This window comes from Ignavibacteriales bacterium (genome assembly GCA_016709155.1).
Lineage (GTDB): Bacteria > Bacteroidota > Ignavibacteria > Ignavibacteriales > Ignavibacteriaceae > JADJEI01.
Window position 1 is genome coordinate 1,078,229 of sequence record JADJEI010000001.1, and the last position, 25,517, is coordinate 1,103,745.

Genomic DNA, 25,517 nt, shown 5'->3' on the forward strand with positions numbered 1-25,517 from the left:
AATATAAAATAAAAAAGCTCCTTGTTTAAGGAGCTTGAAATTACCGCTTTTAACTATGTAAAAAATTATTTGATCAAGGTCATCTTTTTCGTCTCCACAAAATTGCCTGCTTGCAGTTTATAGAAATAGACTCCACTCGGGAGATCTGAGGCATTAAATTTTACCTCATAACTTCCTTGTTCTTTTTCTTCAGAAAGAAGAGCTTCAACCTCTTCTCCTAAAGAATTGAAGACAATTAAACTCACATACTCCCTTTCAGGAATAAAAAATTCAATCGTAGTGGAAGGATTAAAAGGATTAGGATAATTCTGTCCTAAAACAAAACCAAAAAGATTTTGTTCTATTTCAGAAATTTCTATTCCTGTAATTGAATCATCCCCAAACCCATCAATCAGAAATTGACTATTATTATTAATACCAACCAAATCATCAAATAAAGCAGTTCCTCCTACATAACACGATTCAGCTGCATAAACTGCAAAATAAAGATATATTATTTTTATAGAATCCATCACAAATTTTGTAAGATCCATATTCCAAGAAATTTCTGCCCAATCTGCATCTAAAAAAACAAGCTCTGTTTGACTTCCCAAAAAAACCCAATCATCTTCAGGCGATTGGAGAGCTAAAGCCATTTCGAACTTAGTAACATTTATCCAATCAGTAGATTTTACCATAATATTTATGGAATCTGGAACTGCAAAATATTCAAAATATTTTAACAATTCTACTGAACCACCATAAACATCATTAAAATATTCAGTTCCTCCATGAAAGGTAACTTGTTTAAAATGATTACCAAATTCATTTACTTCTTGGGAAGTCCAAGTGTTTGCAGAATCTAACCAACTAAAAAAAAGTGTATGACCAAATAACTATCCACCTTCACCATCCCCATCAATCCCCACATCCTGCGTAAGAACAGGAGGAGAGAAAGCAAGAACAAAAAGAACAAAAAAGAAAATTTTGAGCGTTTTCATAACGCCTCCTTTATATTTATTTAAATATAATTTATTTCAAAGAATCAATTACCTATATTCTACCACTAAAAAACCAAAAAATCAAATAACAAGCTCCAAAAGTGCATAAGTAAAACTATTCTTTTCATAAATCTTCCTCCTCAGAAAAATATTATTATTAGATTTTAACCAAAATGGTTAAGTATTAATTATACTGCTAAATTCCCGCCTGCATGTACAGTGTTTGCAATTAGTATTTCTTCTAAAACCATGAGTATCACTTTCTTAAGTGTGCCATATTCTCAACAGGGGTAAAGTTAGTTCAAATAATTCAAACATCCAATGGTTAATTTGAATTGTTACACAAAAAATATTAGACGCCATAGAACAAGCCATGGCGGCCGTTTATAAAAAAGATTACGACAAGAAAGGACAAATTATCCGCGCTAAATTTGATTTGGAAACCGGTCAAACAGATTTTTTTCAAATAAAAATAGTGGTAGATGATACTATTGCTAAAATAGAAGAAGATGATTCTGATAAAATAATGGAATAATAAACCACACTTTTAAACCTTCGAAGTTTTGGAAACTTCGGAGGTTTGTCTTATAAATAAGTTTTTACATTCCAACTACCAACCTCCACAACTATTTCCTCTAAAAATCACTCCTAACCTCCAAAATCGTCAAAATTCGCACATAAGATGTCATCTTATGTACCCAAGATGGCATCTGGGACACCCAAGATCATATCTTGGACACCCAAGATCACATCTCGGACACCCAAGATCGCATCTTAGACACCCAAGATCACATCTTGGACACCCAAGATCACGTCTTGGACACCCAAGATCACATCTTGGACACCCAAGATCATATCTTGGACACCCAGGATCACATCTTGGACACCCAAGATGACATCTCGGACACCCAAGATCACATCTTGGACACCTAAGATGGAATCTTGCGTACATTTTTTTCAAACGTATGTAAGTAAAATCAAATCATCTAAACATGATTTTTTTTTATTGGTCTCCAAAGTGTTTTGATTTCTCTTGGGGCGCTGCTATTCAAGAGAGATTCTTCTAAGAAACATTTTTATAACTAAATGCACAGGATTGATTTAGACTACTTAAAGGGCTATATTATAGTCGTTAATTAAAAGGAAATAAAATGAAATTCAGTGAAGCAGTAAAACCAATAAGTTATTTAAAAACACATGCCTCTGAAATTATCCGGGATGTTGCAAAAAATCAGAGCACGTTAATAATTACACATAACGGTGAAGCAAAAGTAATTCTTCAGGATGTTAAAGTATATGAAAAAACACAGGAGAGCATTGCTCTGCTAAAAATTCTTGCTTTGAGCGGAAGAGAAATTAAAAAGGTAATTATAAAACATTGGATAAATCGTTTAAGAATGTCCGGAGCCGTATAGATGATTTTAAAAAGAGTCAAAGTGAAGTTCAAAGTTAATATTGCCGCTTCAACTGAGGAGGATTTGTTTGAAATATATCAATACGTTTACTTAAACGATTCAGAAGAAAAGGCTGAAAAATTATATTCGAAATTGTATGAGAAATGTTTGTCGCTTCAAGAATATCCAAATCGCGGACACGTCCCTCCCGAATTAAAACTGCTTGGGGTAAATGATTTCCTGGAACTAAACTATAAACCTTACCGCATTATTTATCAAATTATTGAAAAGGTTGTGTTTGTCCATTGTGTTTTAGATGGGCGCAGAGATATACAAAAATTATTGCAAGAAAGATTGATACGAGAATAAGTACAACTTATAACCAGAGAGCGTTGGTAAACATACTCCTCCAGCTTAAGAGAGAGAACAAATTTTCAGCAGTAACCATTTAGCAGAGAGACTTCTGAAAAATTCAGTTTGTCATTCCCGTGAAAACGGGAATCTACTTATTTTGTATTAGATTCCTGCTTTCGCAGGAATGACAAGCACTATTAATTTAATTTTTCAGAAGTGACACAGAATTATTTACACTTCCCCAAAAAACATTTATCGAAATCACTTTTCCATTTGCTTCAGTGTTTCTATTCTTTCGTCAAGCTGTTTTATTTTGTCGTTCAGTTCAATCAGCTTGGTGTCAATTTCTTTTTCGAATTCTTCTCCGCTCCAATAGCCGCGTTCTTCAAAATAACTTTTGAAAAGCCAGTTGTGTTTAAGTGCTTCCATATTTTCAGCAAGTTTTGAGGCGCCGGATTTTGTTTCTTCGGAAACTTGCAGAAGATTTTTCATCACTGCTGTGATAATGGAATCCTGTTCGGTGCCTTTCACTAGCAGCGAACCGATGACTCCCTCCCCTTTGCGCACGTTATTAAATACTGAATCTATCTGTGAGATAACATCATTAACATTAACAACTGCACCTCGCACGCTGACACCAAGATCAATAAAAAGATTTGAAACTTCATTAAGCTGTTCTGTTATGTTCACAAGACTATTATCGGCGCGTTTGGTAAGATCCGTGGCAGCATTGTAAAGTTCCTCGTCGGTTAAAATTCTTCCGATTGTTCCCTCACCCCTGTTAATCTTGGTTGTAATTTCGGAAAGATCTTTCGTCATCTGTTTTGTGTAGGCAAGAATTCCCTGCGTCTCTTCAATAACATCAGCAAAGCTAAGCGGCTCTTTAGATAAAATAGTACCCCCCTCGCCAACCTGCTCGCTTGAGTTGCTGCCGATTTGAAGAATCACAACTTTGTTGCCGACAAGCCCTTCTGTCTCGATGCTCGCTTTGGTATCTTTTCGAATGAACTGTTCAATGTCGGTTAACAGGCGCATTGTAACGATGATCCTGCCTGTTGTGTCTTTAGCAATGTCTATACTTTTAACGCTGCCTACATCTATTCCGCTGAGTCGAACCGGTGCACCGTTGCGTAAGCCCTCAATATTTTTGAAATAAGTTTTGACGGTAAATGTGGATTTGAAAAGCGCTTCTTTGTTACCGAGCAGAAAGATAATAGTAACCATAAGCACGCTTCCAAGAAAAATAAAAATACCAAGCTTTGCCGCTTTAAGACTTTTATGCATTGTTGTTGCTTTCGATTATTTCATTACTGAAAAAATTTTTTAAGAATTTATCTTCTGATTTAATCATATCGTCTATTGTTCCTTCGAATTGTATTTTCCCTTTTTCAAGCATGATAGCTCTATCGGCTATTATCTCGGCACAAAGCAGGTCGTGAGTAACGATCACCGAAGTCATTTTAAATTCTTTTGCAATTCAAGAATAAGCTTGCTTATCTCTTTTGATGTAATCGGATCAAGCCCGGTGGTTGGTTCATCGTACAGCATAAGTTTCGGCTCAGAAATAACAGCACGTGCAAGTCCGATTCTTTTTTTCATTCCGCCTGAAAGTTCGGAAGGCATTTTATTCAGCGCTTCTTCAAGCTGAACTTTTTGTAGAATTTCATTTACTTTTTCATCGCGTTCTTTTTGAGTAAAATCAAAATGACGGATTAATGGAAACTCAAGATTTTCTTTTACGCTCATTGAGTCATACAGAGCAGCACCTTGAAAAAGAAAGCCAATATCTTTTCGAAGTTCATTCAATTGATTAAACGATAAGTTAATTACATCTTTGCCATGTATAGTCACCCGCCCCGTATCTGCTTCCAATAATCTTATCATACATTTTAAGAGAACACTTTTGCCGGTTCCGCTTCTTCCAAACACAACGAGATTTTCGCCATCCTCCACCTGCAGCGAAATATCATCAAGCACAATGTGCTCGCCAAAAGCTTTGGAAAGGTTTTTTATTTCAACAACTATTTTATTGTCGGCCATAGCCATAAAGTCAGTTTAACTAAAATCATATCGAACAAAAGAATTAATAATGAAGCAACTACAACTGAAGTAGTTGATGCTTTTCCCACACCCTCGGTTCCGTTTGTTGCAGTGTAACCTTTGTAACTTCCAACTATTCCAGCTATAAAACCAAACACAAAAGTTTTAGCAATGCCGGGAATTGCATCACCAAATTCAAGCGACTTAATTACTGCACCGATATAATAATCAACACTCATATTCTGAACAAGAAGTACAGCGACATACGCTCCAATCAAAGAAATAAAAATAACATAAATGGTAAGGAGGGGCAAAATAAATGTGCAGGCGAATACTCTTGTTACGACAAGATATTTAAATGGATTAACACCCGAAACTTCCATCGCATCAATCTGTTCAGTTACACGCATCGAGCCAAGCTCTGCACCGATTCCCGAACTGACTCTCCCTGCAAAAATTAATGCTGTGATAACCGGACCGAGTTCGCGGACTATTGATATTCCAACTGAGCCAGGCAGATATGCTTCCGCACCAAAGCGAAGAAGTACCGGTTGTGTTTGCATTGCTACAACAAGCCCGATGATAAAACCGGTAACACTTACTATTGGTAAGGTTTTAATACCGAGTTCGTCCATGTGTTTTCTGATTTGCTCAATTTCATAGGGAGGGACAAAAATATCTTTAAAAAATCTAATACTGAATTCAAATAAACCGGCAATGGTGGTGAAGAATTCAAGCAATCTTTTTTCGATGGACAAATTATTTATCATCAAATATTTTTCTTTAAGAGATTTTCGAAGTTATAATGATTAAACACAGTGGAAAATTAAAGAAAAATGAATCTGAATGAAAATAAAATTGAAGTGAGAATAGTGAATTGTGATTTGCAGAATTTAGCCAATGTCTGATGAAAAATTATTATCTACAACTGCTATCTCGTTCTGGTGATTTTGTTCGTAAAAAATAAAAGCGGCCTTAGTCAGATATAATATCTATCATTAACTAAAGCCGTGAAATTTGCTTTCTTAGATAATCAACAAAGGCTATTTTAACCTTTGTAACCAACAACAGTAATGCTAAAAATTCCTTCAACATTTTGTTGATATGCTTTAAGTCCGTCTGCCGAAAGATATTCAGATAAAACTTCGGTAGGCAATTCAATCACTTTTGTTTTTTTGATTTGTACATCTTTAAATCCAACATGCTTTATCAAAGCTAAATACTCATCCTGTTGAATAGCCCCGGATACGCAGCCGGCATACATCTCAGCAGATTTTTTCAATTCCGGATTTAACTCTCCTTTAATAACAATATCGGAAACACAGAAATGAGCGCCTGATTTTAACACCCTGTATATTTCGGCGAAAGCTTTTTGTTTATCGGGCACGAGATTCAAAACGCAGTTGCTTACAACAACGTCAGCGATCCCGGACTCGAGCGGAAGTTGTTCTATCTCGCCCAATTTAAATTCAACATTTTCATATCCGAGTTTCGAATTATTTTTATCTGCCTTTTCAATCATTGCTTCAGTCATATCAATTCCAATCACCCTGCCTACATCACCAACAATTGCACGCGCAATAAAAACATCATTACCGGCACCTGAACCAAGATCAATAACTGTATCTCCCAATTTTATATCCGCATATTCGGTCGGCAAGCCGCAGCCTAAACCGAGATCAGCATCCGGTATATAACCTTTCACATTTTTGTATTCATCGCCAATCATTGAATAATCGAGAGTAGATGAATCACTGCAGCAGCTTGTAGGTCCGCAGCAGGAACCTTTTACCGACAATGCAATTTCGGAGTATTTATCTTTTACAACTTTTTTGATTTCGTTTGGTGTTTCCATTTTATATTCCTTTTTTAATTTAACAACAACCTATTTTTACGAATAACTTATCTAAAGCCGACTTTGCTTTAGCAATGTTTTTATTATTTACACAATAACATATTTTTGGTCCGTCTATTTCTCCTTCAATTAGCCCAACGCATTTTAATTCTTTTAAATGCTGCGAAACAGTGGCTTGTGCAAGAGGAAGCTGCTCCACTAAACTTCCAACAATGCAGGAATTCATACTTGTAAGAATTTTTAGTATCCTTATCCTTGCAGGATGAGACAATGCTTTGGCAACCTCAGCAAGCCAGATATCTTCTTTGGTAAATTCTTCTATTTTTGATTTTGACATTTTTTTTCTAATCGTTCATCGCAAATATACGATGAATTTAATTACAGACAATATTATTTTAAATTATTTTCTGATTCTTAAATAGAATAGCGTGAGGTCAGGATTTATATGCTTCTTTGAGGTGCGCAATCTTAACTATAAAAATTATTAATCTTTGATCTTGGATTTCATAAAGCACTCGATAATCTCCCACTCTTAAACGATACTTTTCGCTGGCTGAAAGTTTTTTTGAATTGATTGGACGAGGATTCTCAATTAATTGATCTATTGATTGAAGTATCCTCTTAATTTCTTTATTTGGTAAAGCCATTAGTTCTTTCGCTGCAGATTTTTTGAACTGAAGCTTAAATTTTACCATCACGTTTCAATTCTGCTAAAAGTTTTTCGTAAGAAACTGTTGGTTCTTTTGCACGAACTTGAAAAACTTTTAAATCTTGCTCATCCTCTGCCAATTCTTTTCTTAATGCCTCATCAATAATCTGTGAGATTGAGACTGAAGTTTCCGCAGCTTTTAGCTTTAGCACTTTATGCAATTGTGGATCAAGGTAAACGGTTGCCCTTTTGCTCAATGTCGCCATAATTATTCCTTTTTTATCTGCATTATAAAGCTGTAACGTTATAACGTCAAAACGTTAATTATCATATAAGAAATTTTTCGAAAGAACTTTTTATTTGACTCCCCAAATCAATCGTAATTACTTTTCTATTATTGTCAATAAGAGCCTGCCGATCGCCTAACAATTGTGCTCTTTTCAGAATACCAAATGTAATTGATGAATTATCACTTCCTGCATTATCAGGGATTGGCGTATCCGTTTTGTTATCTGCAATGAATTGAATAAAATATCCATTGCCGCCATCACCCTTGTGAAGCTGTCCGGTTGAGTGAAGAAATCTTGGACCGTAGCCAAAAGTAGTAGCAACTTTATATTTTTTTTGAATAGAAGTTCTCAACATTTGCAGCATTCCGGTCGTCTCTTTTGTCGGTTGTAAATAAGCCTGAATGGTTACATAATTTTTTCCGCCTTTACACTTGTGTAAAAACATTGGAAGTGCATTAGAAATATTTCCTGGTTTAACATCACCGTAAATTTTGACTTCACCCTCCTGAAACGCTGATGTTAACACTGGAAGACTACCGTTAGTCTGATATTCCTTCATCATTTGCCGTGCAATTACTTTGGCTTGTTCAACATTTGGCTGGTCAAATGGCGAGATGCTGAGAACATGTCCGGCGACAGCGGCAGCGAATTCCCAACGGAAAAATTCTCTTCCTAAATCATAAATAGTATCAAGTTCAATTTCAATCAGAGGATGCCCGGCGGATTTTAGACTTGCTGCTATATCATTAATATTATTGTCATTCTTCAATTTGATATAAACAAACAAGCGATCGTTAGAATAAAACTCCGGTGCTTCAAGTGATTCTAAATCAACCGGCAGAATCCCTTTCCCGATCTTACCGGTGCTTTCAGCTATCAATTGCTCTGCCCATGCGCCGAAGGAAGAAATTTTTGGTGATATAATAAACGTAATTTTATCCTTCCCCCTGCCAGCAAGTACGCCCATAATTGTTCCAAGTGCTGCAGAATTATTCTGTAGAAAATCATCGCCTGATTTTTGTGAGTTTGATATTTCCATTTCAGCGCTGCCGAGAATATTTTCAATATCTACTCCGACTAAAGCAGCAGGAACAATTCCGAATAATGACAGGGCAGAAAATCTACCTCCAATGTTTGGGTCATTCAAAAATATTTTTCTGAAATTTAAATCACGAGCCATTTTTTCGAGTCCGCTGCCTGGATCGGTGATAGCAATAAAATGCTTTGCAGCTTTTTCTTTCCCAACTTTTGAAAGAGTGTAGTTATAAAAATATTTCATAAATGAAATTGTTTCGACCGTACCTCCGGACTTTGTTGAAACAATGTACAGAGTTTTTTCTGGATCAAGATTATTAGCTTTTTCAAGAATAGCTTCCGGATCGGTGCTATCTAAAATTGATAAATCAAGATATCCTTCCTTAACTCCAAATATAAATCTGAAAACTTCCGGGGCGAGGCTTGATCCCCCCATCCCTATTAATAAGGCATTAGTAAATCCTTCTGCCTTCACCTCGTTAACAAATTTGTGAATTTCATCAAACGATTTCCTTGTAACTTCGGGGGAGTCAAGCCAGCCAAGTCTATTGCTGATTTCTTCAGGAGAGCTGCCCCACACTGTAAAATCTTTTTTCCATATTCTATCAACTACATTTTCATTTTGTAATTGAGTCAGCATTAGATCAACTGATTGCCTAAGATTTCCTATTTCATATTTCATTTTTATAACCCCGCCTTAATTTTTTCAGATTTATCCTTCAGACTTTTCATTAACGAAATAAATGAATCGGAGAATGATTTTACGCCATCAATCTGAAGTTTGTCTGTGATTGAATTAATATCTATTCCAAGTGAATTAAGTTTTCTCAGTTGCGCTTTAGCTTCCGGAATATCCTCTGATAGTGTTGATTTTAGATTCCCGTGATCAATAAATGCATCGAGAGTTGTGGGCGGAAGCGTATTGACCGTATCAGTACCGATAAGTTCATCAACATAAAGCACATCGGAATAGACAGGATTTTTTGTGCCCGTGCTTGCCCAAAGTAAACGTTGAACTCTTGCACCTTTATCAGCAAGTTTTTTCCATCGCTCGGTCGAGTAAATTTCCTTTGATACTTCAAAAGCATATTTAGAATTTGCAACTGCAATCTTACCAAGTAAATCTTTATTTCCTTTTGCTTCAAGTTCTTTATCAACCGCCGTATCAACGCGACTAACAAAGAACGAGGCAACCGACGCAAGTTTACTTACATCACCGCCGGTAGAATCAAATTTTTCTAAACCCTTTACAAACCTTCTTCGGTGCCGGGAATTTTAATCATAATATTTTTCCGATCCAATTCTTTAAATAAACGAAGAGCTTGTTCAATTGTCTCGTTTGTTTTATTAGCAAGCAGGGGGTTTACTTCAAGGCTGACGTATCCATCCAAACCGTTTGTTGAATCATAAACTGATTTCATTTCATCTGCGGCGAGTGAAATATCCTTCATCACAATCTGTTCATAAATTTCTTCAATGGAATAGTTCAGCTTGTTAAGCTCTTTAAGATCAGAATCGTAATCGGAACTGCCGGCTATTGCTTTTTCAAATATAGTTGGGTTTGAAGTCATACCGCGTAAACCATTAGCAATACGAGTTTTCAATTCACCAGATACAATCAATTTGCGGCTGATGTAATCGAGCCATACTGATTGACCAAGTTTCGCGAGTTCATTTAATTTATTCATTTTTTTTCCTTATTATTTTTTAAAATCATTTTACTTTTTTCTTGAGAAATATTTTACTCGACAAGATTGATATTTTTTTGAAAGCACTACAAAAGAGAAGACGCCTCTCTGTCGAGGAACCAGTCGAGAGTTCCGTCCGTTGGTTTGATATATTCAGCCGGCAAACGTAACTCGTGTTGTTTATTTAAAATGTTACTAACAACTACTGCCTTGTTTTTTCCGGTCACAATAAATATAATTTTTTTTGAGTTATTAATCACTCTGCCGGTTAAAGTAATTCTCTTTTGCTTACTTTCAGGGTGAACTGAAAGAGAACATATTTCGTAAGATTTCATCAAGTGAATTTGATCATAAAATATTGATGCGGTATGTCCATCAGAACCAACACCGAGCAGAACTAAATCGAAGCGAGGCAAATTATTTATTATCGGCACAATAGATTTTACATCGGCGGAATATTTTTGAACTGCTTCCTGGTAGTCTTTATCGCAATAAACGGGATGAACATTTTCGTTTGAAATTTGAATGTGATTCAGCAAAGCCTTTTTAGTCATACCATAATTACTATCAGAACTGTCCACGGACACACATCTTTCATCAACCCAGAAAAAATGTATTTTATTCCATTCAATTTTATTGTTATAATTTTTTGCTAACAATTGGAATATTACATATGGAGTGCTGCCTCCAGAAAGTGCAATATTAATTTTATTATTATTCTTCAGCGAAGAGGCGATCTCTTCAAATAGAGATGCGGTCAGTTTATCTATATTTTCAAAAATTTTTACCATCCCAAATTACAATTCACAGTAAACTCCATCATCAGAAAGATTCTTACAGGGATACCTCCACCCCATACTTGCATCCTCGATTAAGGCATCGGCGTTCTCCGGTCCCCAGGTACCGGCGGGATATCCAAACAGCGGAACCCTATTATCATTTTTCCAGCATTCAATTAGAGGAGTTAAGAACTTCCAGGCTTCCAAAACTTCTTCAGTTCTTGCAAACAAAGTTGAATCGCCTTTCATTGTATCATGAAGCAAGCGTTCATAGGCGGAGGGAATTCTTAAATTAGAAAGATCAGAATAGTGAAAATCCATATTAACATTTTTCACTTCGAAGCCTGCTCCGGGTGTTTTCATACCAAATTTAAGCAAGATACCTTCGTCGGGTTGAATTCTGATAACAAGCTGGTTACAGTTACGACTGACGTCACTTCGTGAAAATAAAAAATGCGGAGTAGGTTTAAAATGAATCACAACTTCAGTAACCCGCGTTGGTAGTCTCTTCCCTGTGCGGATATAAAATGGGACTCCTCCCCATCTCCAGTTGTCAATAAAAAATTTTAACGCCACATAAGTTTCCGTAGAAGATTCAGGATTGACACCTTCCTCTTCACGATAACCATTGACTAATTCTTTTTTAATATGCGATGAAACGTATTGCCCCCGAATAGATACTTTTTTAACATCATCTATTTTGATCGGGCGTAGTGATTGAAATACTTTTAAGATTTCGTTTCGTATCGCAATTGGTTCTAACGAGGAGGGTGATTCCATTGCTGTGAGACCTACAACTTGTAATAGGTGATTTTGAACCATATCACGTAAAGCGCCTGAAGATTCATAATATCCTCCGCGTTTTTCAACTCCAATACTTTCTGCGGATGTTATTTCAACGTGATGAATATAATTTCTATTCCAAAGCGGTTCAAAAATTCCGTTTGAAAATCTTGTTACTAATAAATTTTGGACTGTCTCTTTTCCAAGATAATGGTCAATTCTGAAAATCTGTTCTTCATTCCAGTCTTTAAGAAGTTCATCCTTTAACTTTAATGCTGATTGTAAATCATACCCGAAGGGTTTTTCAATTATTAATCTTTTCCATCCGTCATTCTGTTTATTCAATCCAACCTCAGCAAGTTTTTGCGGAATGATACCGTATAAACTTGGAGGGGTTGATAAATAAAATATCGTGTTTCCACTTACTTCATTGACTTTCCTGAGTTCGATAATTTTTTTATTCAGCTTTTGATAAGAAGCAGTTTGATTAAACTCGATTGTTGTATAGAATAATTTTTTAATGAACTCATCAATTTTCGATTCATCTTCAATTTCTGTGAACTGAAGAATGGCTGCTCTCATATTCGTTCGAAATTCGTTATCGCTAAATTCCGATCTTGATACTCCCAACAAAGTAAATTTTTCAGGAAGAAGATTCTGAACATACAGCGAATAGATGGCAGGAACCAGCTTTCTCTTTGTGAGGTCGCCTGAAGCTCCGAATATAACATAAATATGATTTTCATTTTTGTCCATGTGTTCTCTAATAATTTTATTTTGCCGGTATAAGCAGATAATTGGATTCTTTTAATTAACCGCTTTGCGAATTTATTGAATCGAATTTTTATTTTGTTTTAACTGCATGTCCACCAAATTGATTTCTGAGTGCTGCTAAAACTTTCATAGCAAAAGATTCATCCTGACGTGATTGAAATCTTGTATAAAGCGAAGCAGTAATAACGTGAGCCGGAACATTAAAATCCATTGCTGTTTGAACAGTCCATCGTCCTTCACCGCTATCCTGAACATAATCTTTTAATTGTTCCAGCTTGGGATCGTTTTTAAAAGCATTAACCGCAAGTTCAAGGAGCCAGCTTCTAACAACGCTACCGTACTGCCATGCATCGGCAACTTTAGTGATATCAATATTGAAGGGAGACTTTTGAAGTATTTCAAAACCTTCAGCATAAGATTGCATCATTCCATATTCAATTCCGTTATGCACCATTTTAACAAGATGCCCTGTACCGGATTCACCGCAATAGACATAACCATTTTCCGGTGCTAAAGATTTAAAGATAGGTTCAACGAAGTCCGCTGATTTTTTATCACCGCCATACATAAGGCAGTAGCCATTTTGTAATCCCCATACACCACCGCTTGTTCCGCAGTCGAGATAGTGAATTCCTTTATCGGAAATTCTTTTTCCGCGTGCTTGCGTATCGCGCCAGAAGGAATTTCCGCCGTCAATTATAATATCATCTTTTTTCAACATTGGAAGCAATGCTTCAATGTTTTCGTCAACAGGTTTGCCCGATGGAACCATTAACCAGACTATTTTTTTTCCATCAAGTTTACTTACTAAATCGAGAATAGAAGTTGATGCGATTGCGCCTAATTTTTGTGCTTCAATAATTTTATCCATCGAGCGATTGTAAACCACTACCTGATGCCCTTGATTGATTAAACGATGAACCATGTTCATTCCCATTTTGCCGAGACCGATAAAGCCAAGTTTCATATATTCTCCATTGATTTTTTTAACATATTATATATTAGTTCCGAACACTTTAAGTAAGTGACAAAGTATTTGTGAAATATTTCCAGAATTAATGATGCAACAGAACTTCAGAGTAACCACTACCTTATAATAAAAACTATTATCAGAATTGAAACAAACACATAATTTATAGTGCGTGCTGTCTTCATACTTCTGACTTTTAGCCTACCCCATAGTTTAGCACATGCTATCATTATCAATATAAGAAATATTGTCCCAAGTGCACTTTCTGCCACTCCCAAAGAATTTCCGAAAATATTTTCTAAACTTTTACCAGCAAACAATTGCAGATAAATGAACTGCAAGTGCAGCCAGTAGATTAGCAATGATTCCCTGCTTGCATAATAAATAAATTTTAATTTCACCGATTTTTTGCGTGACGAACCAGCAGGATGACAGCAATGCCAATACATAACCCAATCTCAAAATAAAAAATATTGGGTTTGGCGAAAGCGAGTTGATTGATTCGGGCAGAATTCCTGATAAAAGTATATGACCGAAAAGTATGAAAATCATTCCGAGTAGCAGTATTCTTTTGATCAGAATATTTTGTTCACCGTTTTCCTCGCCTTCGACAAAATATTTACCTGCAATCACTCCGCTAAAAATGAACCCCATCCATGGAAAAATCGGAAACAGAGATCCGTTTTTCTGATTAAAGTAATTAGCTAACGGTAATGGTAGAAATTCAGCAAAATTTATTTGCCAAATTATAGGAGCGGCAATTGTAGTTATTAAAGTAAGGATTAAAATTGTTATGATGAACAACCGGTTATTCTTTATAATAATTCTAAGTAGTAAAAGTAAAAACAACCCTACCGCAATACATTGCAGTACATCAACATTTGAAAATACAATCCAACCAGTGTAATCAATCTGTTGAATAAAATCTTTGAGAGAATAAAATGGAAGATGCAGAAAATATCCTATAATAAGTATTTCAACTATGCGCTTAATTCTTTTGTAAAAAACATCTCCAAACTTTCTAAGCTCATCAACTTTATTATTGACTGAAATATAAAATGCAAATCCAGAAACGAAAAGAAATGAAGGTGCGACAAGTCCATTAATAAAATTTAGAATTTGAAACCAACCTTGTTCCCTGACATCGCTGATAAGAACTGCGTTAAACACATGAACTTCAATCATCACAATGATTGCAAGTCCTCTTAACAAATCAATTGATTCAAATCTTACTTTTCCCTTCATAATTTACTTTATAGCCCGCTGCCCCAATTAGCAGATTTATTACTCAAATCAATCTTTATATCCTTATATAATTTATTGTTTACATCCACCTTGGGCAATTCACCAAGTGATAAAACTTGTGTTGGGCAATTAACAACGCAAGCAGAACAACGTACACATTCAACATCATTCATCGGAATACCCTTGTTGGCATAGTTCATTACATCAATGCCCATGTGACAAACTTTTGTACAGATGTTACATGAAATACATTTTTTCTTTTCAGATAAAATTCTATAACGTGAAAAACGATTTACTATATGCATCCACGCTGCAAGCGGACAGCCAAATCTACACCACACTCTTCCACTTAAAAAGAAATAAACACCCACACCAAGTACGCCGGCAAATATCACATCAATTCCAATGTAATAAATATTGTGAAGTATATCCGCAGTGTAAGAAATTTTTTCGTTTATAATTGGAATATTAAAATCATATAAGCCGCTTAACAATTTTAACCCGGTTACAACGAATGCAGCCAGCAAAGCCCACTGACCAAAGTTTTCCCACTTCTTTGCTTTGGGCCCATGCAACGCAAGTGTTCTATACTCATCACCTAAAGTTTCTGCAAGCGCGCCGCAGGAACAAATCCATCCGCAATAAGCGCCTTTACCCCAGCGATAAACAATGTATGGAATTATGATGAAAGTTTGAACAAGGCTATAAATCAACCAAAAGGTTGTAATGCTTGAACCAAATAAATTGGGCATGAACAAGGGCCAGGCTAAAATAAATCCATAAGAGTGCCAGTAGCTTTCACCGGGAAAAATTTGGGTAAGAATAAATCCATTGCTGCTTCCAAGTGCACCGATTTTCCCGAGGAAGGGGAAAACAATTTCCGGGAAAATGAAAAGTGGCAATGCTTGAATTAGAATTAATGTCCATGTTTGCAATTTAATATAACGGGTTGGTTTCATTTTTATTCTTCTTAATCCAAAGAGAAGAATAGTGAGCGAATAAAATCCAGTGTACCAAAAAGATTGCGGCTTATTTAAAAACTCAATTCCAAAATATCTTCCGCCAAAAAAAACAATTGCAAAGAAAACTCCAACAGTGATAAAATAGAAATACTTAAATGTTTGCCAGTTTAATTTTATTTGCGGAAGGTAGTCTTTTAAAAATTTATAAAGTAAGTAAAATCCAAGAAGAGTAAATCCAATCAATGATATATATGCAACGAATGCATTAAAATATTTTGTAAAACTCCAAACTTTTATTTTATCGGAAAAAATTGTTTGAAGAATTAAAATTGGAAGTGCGGCAAAATTACTCCAGAACTGAGGATTGAAAAGATTTGAAAAAACATCAGACCATGAGTTCACCTTTCCAAAAAAATGATCAAAAAGATCAGCACTGCTTTTGCCGAAATACATAACACCGGCAAAAAGCATCAGTAAAGCAAATTGCATTTTTGCTGTAAGTGAAAGTTCCCCCTCCATTTGAATTTTTGACCGCTTGAAGAAATCTAATGGAAGCTCTTTGCCTATCATTGTGAAGACCATCGAGTTATCAATTTCAACTACGTTTTTATTTTTATCAACAAGAACAACTTTATCGTCTTTGATTTCTTTTACTTCTGACTCCATCATCAATTTCAACTTACCATCGCTAACGAGTTTGTTTAACTTTTCAACATTGCCCTCTTTCGGCCGTGAAAAAGCCGGTTTGCGGTAAGAAATTGTCGTTGATTTTGCATGCTCAGCAACAGCGATTGTGGTTTCTAATGCTGTATCTCCGCCGCCAACAATTAGCACATCCTGTCCTTTAGTATCAGCAGGATCAAACAATCTGTTAAAAACTTTAGGAAGATTTTCACCGTGAACTTTTAGCATTCTTGAGTTGCCGGATTTTCCAATACCAAGTATTACACGAAGTGCTTTGTATGTTTCTTTTTTTGTAACAAGCTCAAAATGATCGCCAACTTTATTAATTGTTTCAACCATCACACCTTCTGCCACAGGCAGATTTTTATTTTTGATTTGGGAATAAAGTTCTTCTAATAAAGATTCTTTTGTGCCTTCATTGATTATAAGGTCAGCTTTCTGTTTATACTCAACAGGCTCTGCAAAAATTGGTTTGCCTTTAGGGAAGTTTATGATTGTATTGTACTTCTGCGATGATTCAAGAATTTTAAAATTGATATTCTGTTTCTGTGCCTCTAATCCGGCTGAAATTCCAGCGGGCCCGGCACCAACAATAATCACATCGTAAATATCTTTTTGAGTATTTGATGATTTTAATTTTTTAAAGTCTTCGGTATTAATAATATGTTGGACAACTTTTTGTCCATTTTCAGCAGCAAGTTTTAAAAGCGGGATGCCGGTAAGATCGCCGGTTACAAAAATTCCTTTTACAGTTGTTTCGCCAGTGTCATCAATTTTAGGATAGCGTTCTACTTCTCCAACGGGAACATCTTTTTGAAGCCAGTTGAAATATTTAGATAGAATAGAACTCATTACTGATCCTTTCACAAATATTGAATTATTTCAGATGAAATCTAAAATGATTGAGGATAAATTATTTTTATATTTAAGTGAATCTAAGTTCAAACTTTTGAATCTAAAATATTGTCAATTATTTAACACTAATAAAATAAAGAATATAAATATGAATAATTACAAATCGCTGATAGTATTTTTTTTATTTCTCACAGGCTTTTTAAATTCTGGCTGCGGAAATACCGGATCAACTGATTCATTGGATTGGCATACAAATCTTGAAGAAGCAATTCAAATAGCTCAAACTGAGAATAAAACTATTCTGGTGAACTTCACGGGTTCAGATTGGTGTCAGTGGTGTAAAAAACTTAGTGCAGAAGTTTTTACGCAAAGTGATTTTGAAAAATATGCAAATGAAAATTTAGTCCTGGTCAAATTAGATTTTCCAAGATCGATTGAACAGACTGTTGAAACAAAAATGTATAACAATAATTTAGCTCAACGTTTTGGCGTTAGAGGATTTCCGACAATTATACTTTTGAACAGCTCAGGAAATTTAATTAATACAACCGGTTATCAACCTGGTGGTGGTGCCGCTTATGTGCAGCATTTAAGATCATTGATAGGATCATAATTGGAAAGAGGAGTAAGCTAAAGATTAATCTCTCATTTTAGCTTACTCCATCCTTTTAGCTTTTTATCATACCAACTTTTATCAGCGAGTTTTTGATTCGTTCAAAAGTGCGTTCAATATTATTATCCAACCCGATAGAGAATCGAATAAGTCCCTCACTAAGTCCCATACTTGCTTGCTCTTCTTTGGGTATTTCAGAAGAAGTACTTGAGCCGGGTGAACTAAATAATGTTTTAAAATAACCGAGACTAACGGCAAGATATCCCACTGATTCTTTTTGCATCGCTTCCATCAACTCATCAGCTTTTTCGATTGTACCGGCATCAAAAGCCAGCATACCACTGTAACCGAATCCTTCGTTCATCAAATTATTCATTAATTGATAACCGCTGTGTGACGGCAGCCCGGGGTAAAAAACTTTTATCCCAATCTTTTCTAAATTTTCTGCGATAAACATTGCATTCTCAGAATGTTTCTTCATTCTGATATGAAGCGAATGCAAATTTTTCAAAATACTTGCAGCGCGGTAACTATCAAGAACAGGACCGAGCAGCATTGACGCACCTGAATTTATATCAGTCAATTGGTTGATAAATTCTTTGGAAGAACAGATACAGCCGGCAACGCAATCACTTGTCCCATTAATATATTTCGTCAATGAGTGAATAACTATATCAGCTCCCAATTGAATTGGCGAAATCACCATAGGGCTAAAAGTGTTATCAACAACCAGATTGAGATTATTTTGTTTGGTGACTTCGGAAAGTTTTGGAATGTCCGCAATTTCTAAAAGCGGGTTGCTTATAGATTCGCAGTATATCATTTTTGTTTTCGAATTGATTAAATTTTTAACAGCATTAATATTACCGGTGTCAACAAAATGAACCTTTATCCCCACCTTCGGAAGAAAGTTTTTGAAAAAAGCATAAGTTCCACCGTAAATCGTTCTGCTGGAAATTATTTCATCACCGCTGCTGCAAATTTGAAGCACTGCACAACTAATAGCAGACATACCGGAGGCTGTTACAATTGCCGATTCACTTCCTTCAAGCTTTGCGAGTGCTTCTGAAAGGTGTTTGTTAGTAGGGTTCCAATGCCGTGAATACAAAAAACATCCTTCAATTTCATGATCGAAAAGATCTTTCATTGTTTTTGGATTTAAAAAAGTATAAGTTGAAGAATCAGTTACTGACGGATTTACATCTCCATATTCTCCAAAGACAAGGTAGTCTTGTATTTCACTGCAGGGATCAAATTTATGCATGGGATTTTCTCCTTCTTTATTAAAATGATTTTTAATTATAGTTCGTCTGTGTTATCAATTGGAATTTTTGTGCTTTGTTTAAAGGCTGATAAAATGAAAGTTGTATTCACTCTGCTGACACCTTTAATTTTTGTCAACTTTTCCAAAATAAATTTTTCATAATCAGGAATGTTTTTCACTACAACTTTCAGTAAAAAATCTTCTTTCCCGGTAACATGAAAACATTCAAGAACTTCTTCTAATTTATTTATCTCTTTTACGAACAGATTAATTGTGGGAAGTTGATGCTGAACTAATGAGACAGAAACCATTGCAAAAGTTTCTCTGCCAACTTTTTGCGGATTTACTAACGCGACATATTTTTCAATTACACCGGAGTTTTCAAGCCGCTTTACCCGCTCGAGCATTGCCGGCGGTGATATACCAACTTTGGAAGCAAGTTCAACATTGGTAATTCTTGCATCAGTCTGTAAAATTTCAAGAATCTTTCTATCAGTTACATTCAGTTTTAACATGAAACAATTCCGAATAAATATTATAAAAATTTATTTCAAATATACTGGTAAATCTACCATAAGCAAACTATAATTATACTTTTATCTTATTATTCCTAATATTATTCTGCTAATATTGATAAATACTTAATCATTGATAATGAATTTCCTTTTAGCATTTAAACCAAATTAAGTACTCTTTACTATTTTGTAAACAAACATTTAAAAATTATTTATGAATATCTTATGAACGAAAAGCAAATCGCTGGAGAAAAAGCAATTGAGTATATTCAAGACGGATTTACAATTGGACTTGGTACAGGTTCAACCGTTTATTATACAATTATGAAACTGGGAGAATTAGTCCGCAGCGGTTTAAGAATTACTGCTGTATCCACTTCAGAAAAAACTACCAAACTTGCCGAAGCACAGGGGATAAAAATCTCTGACATAAATGATGTTCAAAAAATTGATTTAACCATTGACGGCGCTGATGAAGTTGATCAACATTTTAATGGTATTAAAGGAGGAGGAGGTGCATTGCTATATGAAAAGATTGTAGCACTTAATTCAGAAAAGGTAATTTGGGTAATTGATTCTTCAAAACTTGTTGATCAGCTTGGCAAATTTCCTTTGCCGGTTGAAGTAGTACGATTCGGCTGTAAAAAAACTTTTGACAGATTTTCCGCACTCGGCTTTAATCCTGCATTTAGAATGGGAGGACCGTTTTATTACATAACTGATGCTGGAAATTATATCATTGATCTTCAATTAGGCAGGATAGAAAATGCCATGAAACTTGAACAAATTATTAATTCTATCCCCGGTGTTGTAGAATGCGGACTATTTATTGGAATGACTAATACTATTATAGTTGGAAAAAATGGTGATGCTAAAATAATTTTAAAATAAAAGCCTTTACTTTTTTATGGTAAAGGCTCTGAGCTGTTAGGTTGACAGGTTTGCTGGTAAATTTTTTTTATTCTGTCTAAGGATTTATTTGGTACTCAACTTCTTGATCTGATGAGAAACTTTTCGCGAATTGAAGAAAGCAAGAAATCCCAAAGCGACGATGTATGCTAAAACCCCTATTTCTATTGTTGACATGGATAACTCCGAAATTATTTTTATGTTGAATAATTAATTTTGGATTATGGAAACAAGTTTAATGCCATTGAAAACTACTTAATTTTGACTATTTCGGTAAAGTTCGTTACATAATGGATAATTTTGACATGTCTAACTTGTAATAATTACAAGCAAAATTTTCCGCCATAGTTTTTAAATTGGTTTGAAGCCTTCACCAATCAGAATTATTAGCTTATCCTACTTTATTGGAGCGGAAAGTAAATCTCTTATTTTATTATGAACTTCTGAAAATCTACAATCTTGGAAAATGTAGTATTGCTTTTCAGCTCAACTATTTCACCGGGTGGAGTTCCGATTAATTTGGTGGGTGAATAAAAGGCGGGATTGTCAATAATCTTATTGTCGAAATCAATAAAATCCCATCTGCCAAAAAAACTATCACGTAAACTATCTTTTAACAAAACAGTAGCTGAGAATACTAAGTTGGGGTCAAGGTTGCTGTTCCAAATTACTCCAATAGCTTTTATCTGCTTAATCTCAAATATAGAACTACTATCTTGCTGATCAAACGGAATTGTAATTCCATTTTGCTCTGAGATTACCTTATTCAATCTATCCTGGGTTTGCACTCTTTTAAAGTTCATTTCATCAAAAATTTTTTTTATGTCTGCATACCTTTTTTCTGATTGAGCTTTGATTAGTTCATTGTTCAGTTTAACGACTTCTGTAATATCTCCTTTAGCGTCGTTATAAATTTTGGATAAGGGTCCATCAATTTTTTGTGAGCAGTCGATAATTAATAATAGCGTAAGTAGAAGGGGAGAAAAAATTTTGATCAAGTTATTCATACAATTCCAATTATTTTCTTTTAAAATATTAATGTGAAAATATACGAGAATTATTTTGAAGAAAACAACCAGGACTTATTTAGAGTGGTTATTAAAAGAGACTTCTGATGGCATTGCCACACTCTTTCATTCGTGGGCAAAAGGGATATATTATTAAGTTGATTCCCGCTGATGTTTACCCCGATGCGACCGGTGCGAGAATGATGGCAATGCCATTAGCAATTTAATTTTCAGAAGTCTCTAAAAATTATTTCACCAATAAAAGTTTTTTTGTGATATTAAAATCACCCGCCTTCATCCGATAAAAATAAACTCCACTGCTAAGTTGTGATGCATCGAATCTGATAGTATAAAATCCCGGAGGCAATTCCTGCTCAACAAGAGAAGCCACTTCCTTACCAAGCACATCATAAACTTTTATTTCGACAAATTGTTTTTCGGGAATTTGATAATTTATAAATGTAGCCGGATTGAAAGGGTTGGGATAATTATTACTCAAGAAATATTGATCAGGAATTTCCAGGTTTTGTTCATCAAGCGAAGTTACATAAACATCATTCTTTTCACCGGGTGTTCCGTGTCCGGAGGAGGCTGCCCAGCTCCCGGCTAATGAATTATCAAAGTTAGGATTTTTAAGTGACAGTGTTGGCCCATTACCATTTGGCTCGGTTGGCCACGGATATTCATCATCGAACTGAACAGAATCTATAGCATTTCCAGAGTTATCAAATAATCGCACAATATCCCCGGTGGAGGAAAGACCGAACCCCAGATCACCAATTACATTTTTTACATCAGGAAATAAAATTTTGAATGCAGCGGTGTCCCTGCAAATTATCAAATAATCATCTGAGGAAATTTGGACACCGGCGGGAATTATAAATTCATGCGAGTCGTCTGAATCTTTTATTATCCAATTAGATAAATCAACCGGGATGGAAGTATTATTATAAATTTCAATCCAATCTTCAGTGTTAAAATCTGCGGATGAGCTATAATTAATTTCATTTATTACCAGCGGATTTTCTGTCGAATCAACTTCAAAAACTGCAGTAAGGCTTAAATTAGAAATTAACGTGTAGTCAATTTCTGTTTCCGTGCTGTTTACATTACCCTCCCATCTTACAAATTTAAATCCAAAGTTTGGAATAGCTTTAATCTTAATCGGAACCGAATAAAAATATTGTCCAAACCAGGGGAAATCATCCACAAAGATCGAATTGATCTTAATTCTTCCCGCACCCGGATATGAAGATTGAATAAAAACCGGGCCCATACCCTGCAAGTTGAATTCGTCCATAATAAATCCGCGTAATTGTACAATTCTATTAGCGGAAAATTGTCTCATACCTTCAATATTATTTTCCCAATCAACTGCAGACTCGGGCCATTTTGATTTATGTCTTGCCATTTCCTGCAGTAAAGTTCCCCGAAATTCGTTAATAAGATTTATTACTCTTTCAGAAAGGAAAGTGGAATTAAGATGATCCGCAAAAGTATTGATAAATTCATTCCTAAAATCACTATTCAAAGTCAAAGTACGCAGCAAGAAAGTTGACCAGGGTGGGTTAGGCCAGCCGGGACCATTATCTTCTAATGCAAAAGCAAGTGTATTGTGTCTGTATGCGTTTGGATCAAACAGACCAAATCCAAAATCAGTGTCGAATAAAATCCATCTCCATTTGCCCCCGGCAGTCTGTGGGCGCCAAAATTTAATATTGTTTCCGGGCCAATCTGTGTTGTCGAAATATATTTCAGAAACTTCGTATCTAATAAAATTGGAAATGTCCATCATCATTTTTACCCAATCATAATTTGAAGCGACAGTAATATCTTTAGTTTCTAAAAAATTTAATAAATTTTGATAATGGAGGTTTGAGCCGGCGAGTGCATAAGAACCGTCAAGCTCAAGAAGATCAATCGAATCCGGGTTTACATTATTATTATCCGCGATAAAAGTTTCATTAACTTTTTCACGAATGTTATGAATACCCCAATATTCACCATTCAAAAATAAAACAGCGGGACGATACGCCTGATGATCTAACCCAATATCTTTTACTAATGTCTGCATCATACCGTCTCTGAAAATAGAATACATCCAATCATTACCAGCATTACGAAGCACAATGGATTCAAAACTTGATATTGGTTTATCATCAAAGATTTTATAATCAATTTTCTTATCGCCGTAAGTGTCGCGCATAAAAATAGCAAGCGATTTTTGAGCTTGTCCCCTGCTCCAATTTCCAAATATTTTTACTCCGGCATCTCCACTAAAAGCTGCGGAACCATCAGGCTCAAACATTTCGATATGAATTGGTCGTTCCCAATCCTGCCAAAAATTTGCCCCAAAGTACGGATAGCTTGGCTCAGCACTGTCACCAAGCACATATATCCCCCATTGATCATCCCAAAGATTAAAGGGAGCAGTAGAGATAGAAACTACAGGCAATTGTGTTTCAAAATTTATTATGTAAGAATTTGTAATTGTTTTACTAGGTAGTGCACCACTAAGGTAACATACAGCACGAATAGTAGAAGTTTGCGAAATATTTATTGGCAGTACATAAAGATTAGAAGTATCGCCAGGAATAGACCCATCAGTTGTGTAGTAAATCATTGCTCCACTATCCTGTGAACTTAAAGTTAAAGTTAGTGGACCGGAATAAAATCCACTTGCTGCTGAGAAGGATGGTGCACTCGCAATTGTAGTATAACCCAATGTACTATTTGATTGACCCGGTGTTGGTTGAGTAAAATAATTTAGATTGATTGAACCATCGGGGAATCTGCCAAGAGAAATGTCAGTTGGCATTGTAGAATAAATTATACTATCTGCTGTTCCTCCGAGCGGCGAAGTTAGAAACAACCCTCCACCTTGTGAATCCAGTTTAAAATTCGTATGAAGCATGGGGAAATGGAACTCTAATAAATCAGAAGTTCCTCGTGGTTCGGCAGGCGGATTTACCATGCCGAGAGTCAAAAATGGAATCAGAGTTAAGTCTGATGAGCTTGTCCCGTAATTATGCACCTCGATTGACAAAATATTTTCGCCGGGAAGAAGTAAGGATTCAATATCGGGTAAATAATATGATGGGGGCTGCAATCCCTGATACAAAAATGCCTCGATAGCATTATCCGCCCATTGATTCCATGCTGGAATAATTCCCGGTGTTCCGATATTAGCACGAGCAATTTCAACTCCATTTAAGTATGCAACAAATCCATCATCATAATCAACATGCAGAATTGCATATTTAATATTTGTAATATCTTCTATATCAAATTTTTTCCTGACAAACACAGCAATTACATTTGAAGTAATAGTTGAGTCGTCTCCATCACCATAACCAAATCCACTTGGACCTTCCTGCCAAAATTGATCATCAAAATTTACATCCCGCCAATTCGAAGGAGGGGCAGTTACTGCGGAATAATAGCGCCAGCTATCACCTTTGTCAATAATTGTTTCCCAGTGGTTAGCAAAATCATATCTGTTTTTTGAGGAAGCAAATAAATAAATATAGTCTTGCGGGATCAACTGCACTTCGGGGAAAACCCATTTGAACTTGTCAGTTGAATCCTCGCTTAAACCATAATTTAAAAGCGAGATAGTATCTACCGACGAGTTATATAATTCGATCCAATCCGAAAACTCTCCATCTTCATCTTTAATTGTTACCGAGTTGGATGGCATCAATTCATTAATAAAAATATTTTGGGAGAAAACTTCACCCGCGCAAATTGTAAAGAAAAACATTCCTACTAAATAGTAATAGGAAATGTATTCTACTAATCTGTTATGTTTTGCATCATCCTTCATATTATTTAGTGCAAATATATTGATTTAAGGAATCAATACTTTTGAC

Annotated in this window: 21 protein-coding genes and 3 pseudogenes; 5 read left to right on the forward strand and 19 right to left on the reverse strand. The window is 35.4% G+C overall.

Translation table 11 applies throughout. The features are described from left to right. Positions 1-65: 65 nt before the first annotated feature. Entirely contained in the window at positions 66-725 is a 660-nt protein-coding gene (locus IPH11_05540) for a T9SS type A sorting domain-containing protein (protein MBK6913140.1), read from the reverse strand. Positions 726-1,353: 628 nt separating this feature from the next. Here IPH11_05540 and IPH11_05545 point away from each other — a divergent pair. From IPH11_05545 to IPH11_05555, 3 genes and pseudogenes are all read left to right on the forward strand, one after another. After that, the gene (locus tag IPH11_05545; GenBank protein ID MBK6913141.1) at positions 1,354-1,515 is read left to right on the forward strand and encodes a hypothetical protein; all 162 of its coding nucleotides are present in this window, start codon (positions 1,354-1,356) and stop codon (positions 1,513-1,515) included. Positions 1,516-2,131: 616 nt separating this feature from the next. After that, a pseudogene (locus IPH11_05550) lies at positions 2,132-2,433 on the forward strand (type II toxin-antitoxin system Phd/YefM family antitoxin). Beyond that, positions 2,396-2,743 carry a type II toxin-antitoxin system RelE/ParE family toxin gene (locus IPH11_05555; GenBank protein MBK6913142.1) on the forward strand — a complete coding sequence of 116 codons (348 nt, stop codon included), beginning with the start codon at positions 2,396-2,398 and terminating at the stop codon, positions 2,741-2,743. Before IPH11_05550 ends, IPH11_05555 begins: the two are co-directional and overlap by 38 nt. Positions 2,744-2,989: 246 nt before the next feature. On the opposite strand, the gene IPH11_05560 is transcribed toward IPH11_05555, so the two are convergent. The 14 genes and pseudogenes from IPH11_05560 to IPH11_05625 form a co-directional block, all read right to left on the reverse strand. Beyond that, the gene (locus IPH11_05560) at positions 2,990-4,012 is read right to left on the reverse strand and encodes an MCE family protein (protein MBK6913143.1); all 1,023 of its coding nucleotides are present in this window, start codon (positions 4,010-4,012) and stop codon (positions 2,990-2,992) included. Further along, positions 4,005-4,768: pseudogene (locus IPH11_05565) on the reverse strand (ATP-binding cassette domain-containing protein). Before IPH11_05565 ends, IPH11_05560 begins: the two are co-directional and overlap by 8 nt. Continuing rightward, on the reverse strand, positions 4,750-5,538 hold the full coding sequence (locus IPH11_05570; GenBank protein ID MBK6913144.1) for an ABC transporter permease: 789 nt from the start codon (positions 5,536-5,538) through the stop codon (positions 4,750-4,752). Before IPH11_05570 ends, IPH11_05565 begins: the two are co-directional and overlap by 19 nt. A gap of 278 nt (positions 5,539-5,816) precedes the next feature. Continuing rightward, positions 5,817-6,623 (reverse strand): arsenite methyltransferase, encoded by an 807-nt coding sequence (gene arsM / locus IPH11_05575; protein ID MBK6913145.1) that lies wholly within the window; start codon positions 6,621-6,623, stop codon positions 5,817-5,819. Positions 6,624-6,642: 19 nt separating this feature from the next. Continuing rightward, the gene (locus IPH11_05580; protein ID MBK6913146.1) at positions 6,643-6,960 is read right to left on the reverse strand and encodes a winged helix-turn-helix transcriptional regulator; all 318 of its coding nucleotides are present in this window, start codon (positions 6,958-6,960) and stop codon (positions 6,643-6,645) included. 97 nt (positions 6,961-7,057) lie between these two features. Beyond that, positions 7,058-7,318 (reverse strand): type II toxin-antitoxin system RelE/ParE family toxin, encoded by a 261-nt coding sequence (locus IPH11_05585; protein ID MBK6913147.1) that lies wholly within the window; start codon positions 7,316-7,318, stop codon positions 7,058-7,060. After that, a complete protein-coding gene (locus IPH11_05590) occupies positions 7,305-7,538 on the reverse strand; it encodes a ribbon-helix-helix domain-containing protein (protein ID MBK6913148.1) in 234 nt (77 codons plus the stop codon). Before IPH11_05590 ends, IPH11_05585 begins: the two co-directional genes overlap by 14 nt. A 61-nt stretch (positions 7,539-7,599) precedes the next feature. Next, the gene (locus IPH11_05595; GenBank protein MBK6913149.1) at positions 7,600-9,279 is read right to left on the reverse strand and encodes a glucose-6-phosphate isomerase; all 1,680 of its coding nucleotides are present in this window, start codon (positions 9,277-9,279) and stop codon (positions 7,600-7,602) included. A 2-nt stretch (positions 9,280-9,281) separates the two neighbouring features. Further along, positions 9,282-10,285 (reverse strand): annotated as a pseudogene (locus IPH11_05600) (transaldolase). Positions 10,286-10,371: 86 nt separating this feature from the next. Continuing rightward, entirely contained in the window at positions 10,372-11,076 is a 705-nt protein-coding gene (gene pgl, locus IPH11_05605; GenBank protein MBK6913150.1) for a 6-phosphogluconolactonase, read from the reverse strand. 6 nt (positions 11,077-11,082) lie between these two features. Beyond that, positions 11,083-12,603 (reverse strand): glucose-6-phosphate dehydrogenase, encoded by a 1,521-nt coding sequence (locus IPH11_05610; GenBank protein ID MBK6913151.1) that lies wholly within the window; start codon positions 12,601-12,603, stop codon positions 11,083-11,085. 88 nt (positions 12,604-12,691) lie between these two features. Next, entirely contained in the window at positions 12,692-13,588 is an 897-nt protein-coding gene (gene gnd / locus IPH11_05615) for a decarboxylating 6-phosphogluconate dehydrogenase (GenBank protein MBK6913152.1), read from the reverse strand. A 309-nt stretch (positions 13,589-13,897) separates the two neighbouring features. After that, the gene (locus IPH11_05620) at positions 13,898-14,836 is read right to left on the reverse strand and encodes a DUF1624 domain-containing protein (GenBank protein ID MBK6913153.1); all 939 of its coding nucleotides are present in this window, start codon (positions 14,834-14,836) and stop codon (positions 13,898-13,900) included. 8 nt (positions 14,837-14,844) lie between these two features. After that, complete coding sequence (locus IPH11_05625) at positions 14,845-16,380, reverse strand: 4Fe-4S binding protein (GenBank protein ID MBK6913154.1); 1,536 nt, start codon at positions 16,378-16,380, stop codon at positions 14,845-14,847. A 1,105-nt stretch (positions 16,381-17,485) separates the two neighbouring features. Between IPH11_05625 and IPH11_05630 the strand changes: the two genes are divergently transcribed. Beyond that, the gene (locus tag IPH11_05630; protein MBK6913155.1) at positions 17,486-17,950 is read left to right on the forward strand and encodes a thioredoxin family protein; all 465 of its coding nucleotides are present in this window, start codon (positions 17,486-17,488) and stop codon (positions 17,948-17,950) included. A gap of 55 nt (positions 17,951-18,005) precedes the next feature. On the opposite strand, the gene IPH11_05635 is transcribed toward IPH11_05630, so the two are convergent. Then, positions 18,006-19,214 (reverse strand): aminotransferase class I/II-fold pyridoxal phosphate-dependent enzyme, encoded by a 1,209-nt coding sequence (locus tag IPH11_05635; GenBank protein ID MBK6913156.1) that lies wholly within the window; start codon positions 19,212-19,214, stop codon positions 18,006-18,008. 35 nt (positions 19,215-19,249) lie between these two features. Next, positions 19,250-19,729 carry an Lrp/AsnC family transcriptional regulator gene (locus IPH11_05640; GenBank protein MBK6913157.1) on the reverse strand — a complete coding sequence of 160 codons (480 nt, stop codon included), beginning with the start codon at positions 19,727-19,729 and terminating at the stop codon, positions 19,250-19,252. A gap of 225 nt (positions 19,730-19,954) precedes the next feature. Between IPH11_05640 and rpiA the strand changes: the two genes are divergently transcribed. After that, entirely contained in the window at positions 19,955-20,620 is a 666-nt protein-coding gene (gene rpiA, locus IPH11_05645) for a ribose-5-phosphate isomerase RpiA (GenBank protein ID MBK6913158.1), read from the forward strand. Positions 20,621-21,063: 443 nt separating this feature from the next. Here rpiA and IPH11_05650 read toward each other — a convergent pair whose 3' ends face one another. Together IPH11_05650 and IPH11_05655 are read right to left on the reverse strand one after the other, a co-directional pair. Further along, the gene (locus tag IPH11_05650; protein MBK6913159.1) at positions 21,064-21,645 is read right to left on the reverse strand and encodes a hypothetical protein; all 582 of its coding nucleotides are present in this window, start codon (positions 21,643-21,645) and stop codon (positions 21,064-21,066) included. A gap of 247 nt (positions 21,646-21,892) precedes the next feature. Continuing rightward, positions 21,893-25,471 carry a CotH kinase family protein gene (locus IPH11_05655; GenBank protein MBK6913160.1) on the reverse strand — a complete coding sequence of 1,193 codons (3,579 nt, stop codon included), beginning with the start codon at positions 25,469-25,471 and terminating at the stop codon, positions 21,893-21,895. Positions 25,472-25,517 lie beyond the last annotated feature (46 nt).

Excerpts from the sequence above, each read along its gene's own strand:
- IPH11_05630 (MBK6913155.1), top strand. The coding sequence starts at position 17,486 with ATGAATAATTACAAATCGCTGATAGTATTTTTTTTATTTCTCACAGGC.
- IPH11_05585 (MBK6913147.1), bottom strand. The coding sequence starts at position 7,318 with ATGGTAAAATTTAAGCTTCAGTTCAAAAAATCTGCAGCGAAAGAACTA.
- IPH11_05590 (MBK6913148.1), bottom strand. The coding sequence starts at position 7,538 with ATGGCGACATTGAGCAAAAGGGCAACCGTTTACCTTGATCCACAATTG.
- arsM (MBK6913145.1), bottom strand. The coding sequence starts at position 6,623 with ATGGAAACACCAAACGAAATCAAAAAAGTTGTAAAAGATAAATACTCC.
- IPH11_05560 (MBK6913143.1), bottom strand. The coding sequence starts at position 4,012 with ATGCATAAAAGTCTTAAAGCGGCAAAGCTTGGTATTTTTATTTTTCTT.
- IPH11_05640 (MBK6913157.1), bottom strand. The coding sequence starts at position 19,729 with ATGTTAAAACTGAATGTAACTGATAGAAAGATTCTTGAAATTTTACAG.
- IPH11_05580 (MBK6913146.1), bottom strand. The coding sequence starts at position 6,960 with ATGTCAAAATCAAAAATAGAAGAATTTACCAAAGAAGATATCTGGCTT.
- IPH11_05610 (MBK6913151.1), bottom strand. The coding sequence starts at position 12,603 with ATGGACAAAAATGAAAATCATATTTATGTTATATTCGGAGCTTCAGGC.
- IPH11_05625 (MBK6913154.1), bottom strand. The coding sequence starts at position 16,380 with ATGGTCTTCACAATGATAGGCAAAGAGCTTCCATTAGATTTCTTCAAG.
- IPH11_05655 (MBK6913160.1), bottom strand. The coding sequence starts at position 25,471 with ATGAAGGATGATGCAAAACATAACAGATTAGTAGAATACATTTCCTAT.
- IPH11_05650 (MBK6913159.1), bottom strand. The coding sequence starts at position 21,645 with ATGAATAACTTGATCAAAATTTTTTCTCCCCTTCTACTTACGCTATTA.
- IPH11_05545 (MBK6913141.1), top strand. The coding sequence starts at position 1,354 with ATGGCGGCCGTTTATAAAAAAGATTACGACAAGAAAGGACAAATTATC.
- IPH11_05595 (MBK6913149.1), bottom strand. The coding sequence starts at position 9,279 with ATGAAATATGAAATAGGAAATCTTAGGCAATCAGTTGATCTAATGCTG.
- IPH11_05570 (MBK6913144.1), bottom strand. The coding sequence starts at position 5,538 with ATGATAAATAATTTGTCCATCGAAAAAAGATTGCTTGAATTCTTCACC.
- gnd (MBK6913152.1), bottom strand. The coding sequence starts at position 13,588 with ATGAAACTTGGCTTTATCGGTCTCGGCAAAATGGGAATGAACATGGTT.
- IPH11_05555 (MBK6913142.1), top strand. The coding sequence starts at position 2,396 with ATGATTTTAAAAAGAGTCAAAGTGAAGTTCAAAGTTAATATTGCCGCT.
- IPH11_05620 (MBK6913153.1), bottom strand. The coding sequence starts at position 14,836 with ATGAAGGGAAAAGTAAGATTTGAATCAATTGATTTGTTAAGAGGACTT.
- rpiA (MBK6913158.1), top strand. The coding sequence starts at position 19,955 with ATGAACGAAAAGCAAATCGCTGGAGAAAAAGCAATTGAGTATATTCAA.
- IPH11_05635 (MBK6913156.1), bottom strand. The coding sequence starts at position 19,214 with ATGCATAAATTTGATCCCTGCAGTGAAATACAAGACTACCTTGTCTTT.
- pgl (MBK6913150.1), bottom strand. The coding sequence starts at position 11,076 with ATGGTAAAAATTTTTGAAAATATAGATAAACTGACCGCATCTCTATTT.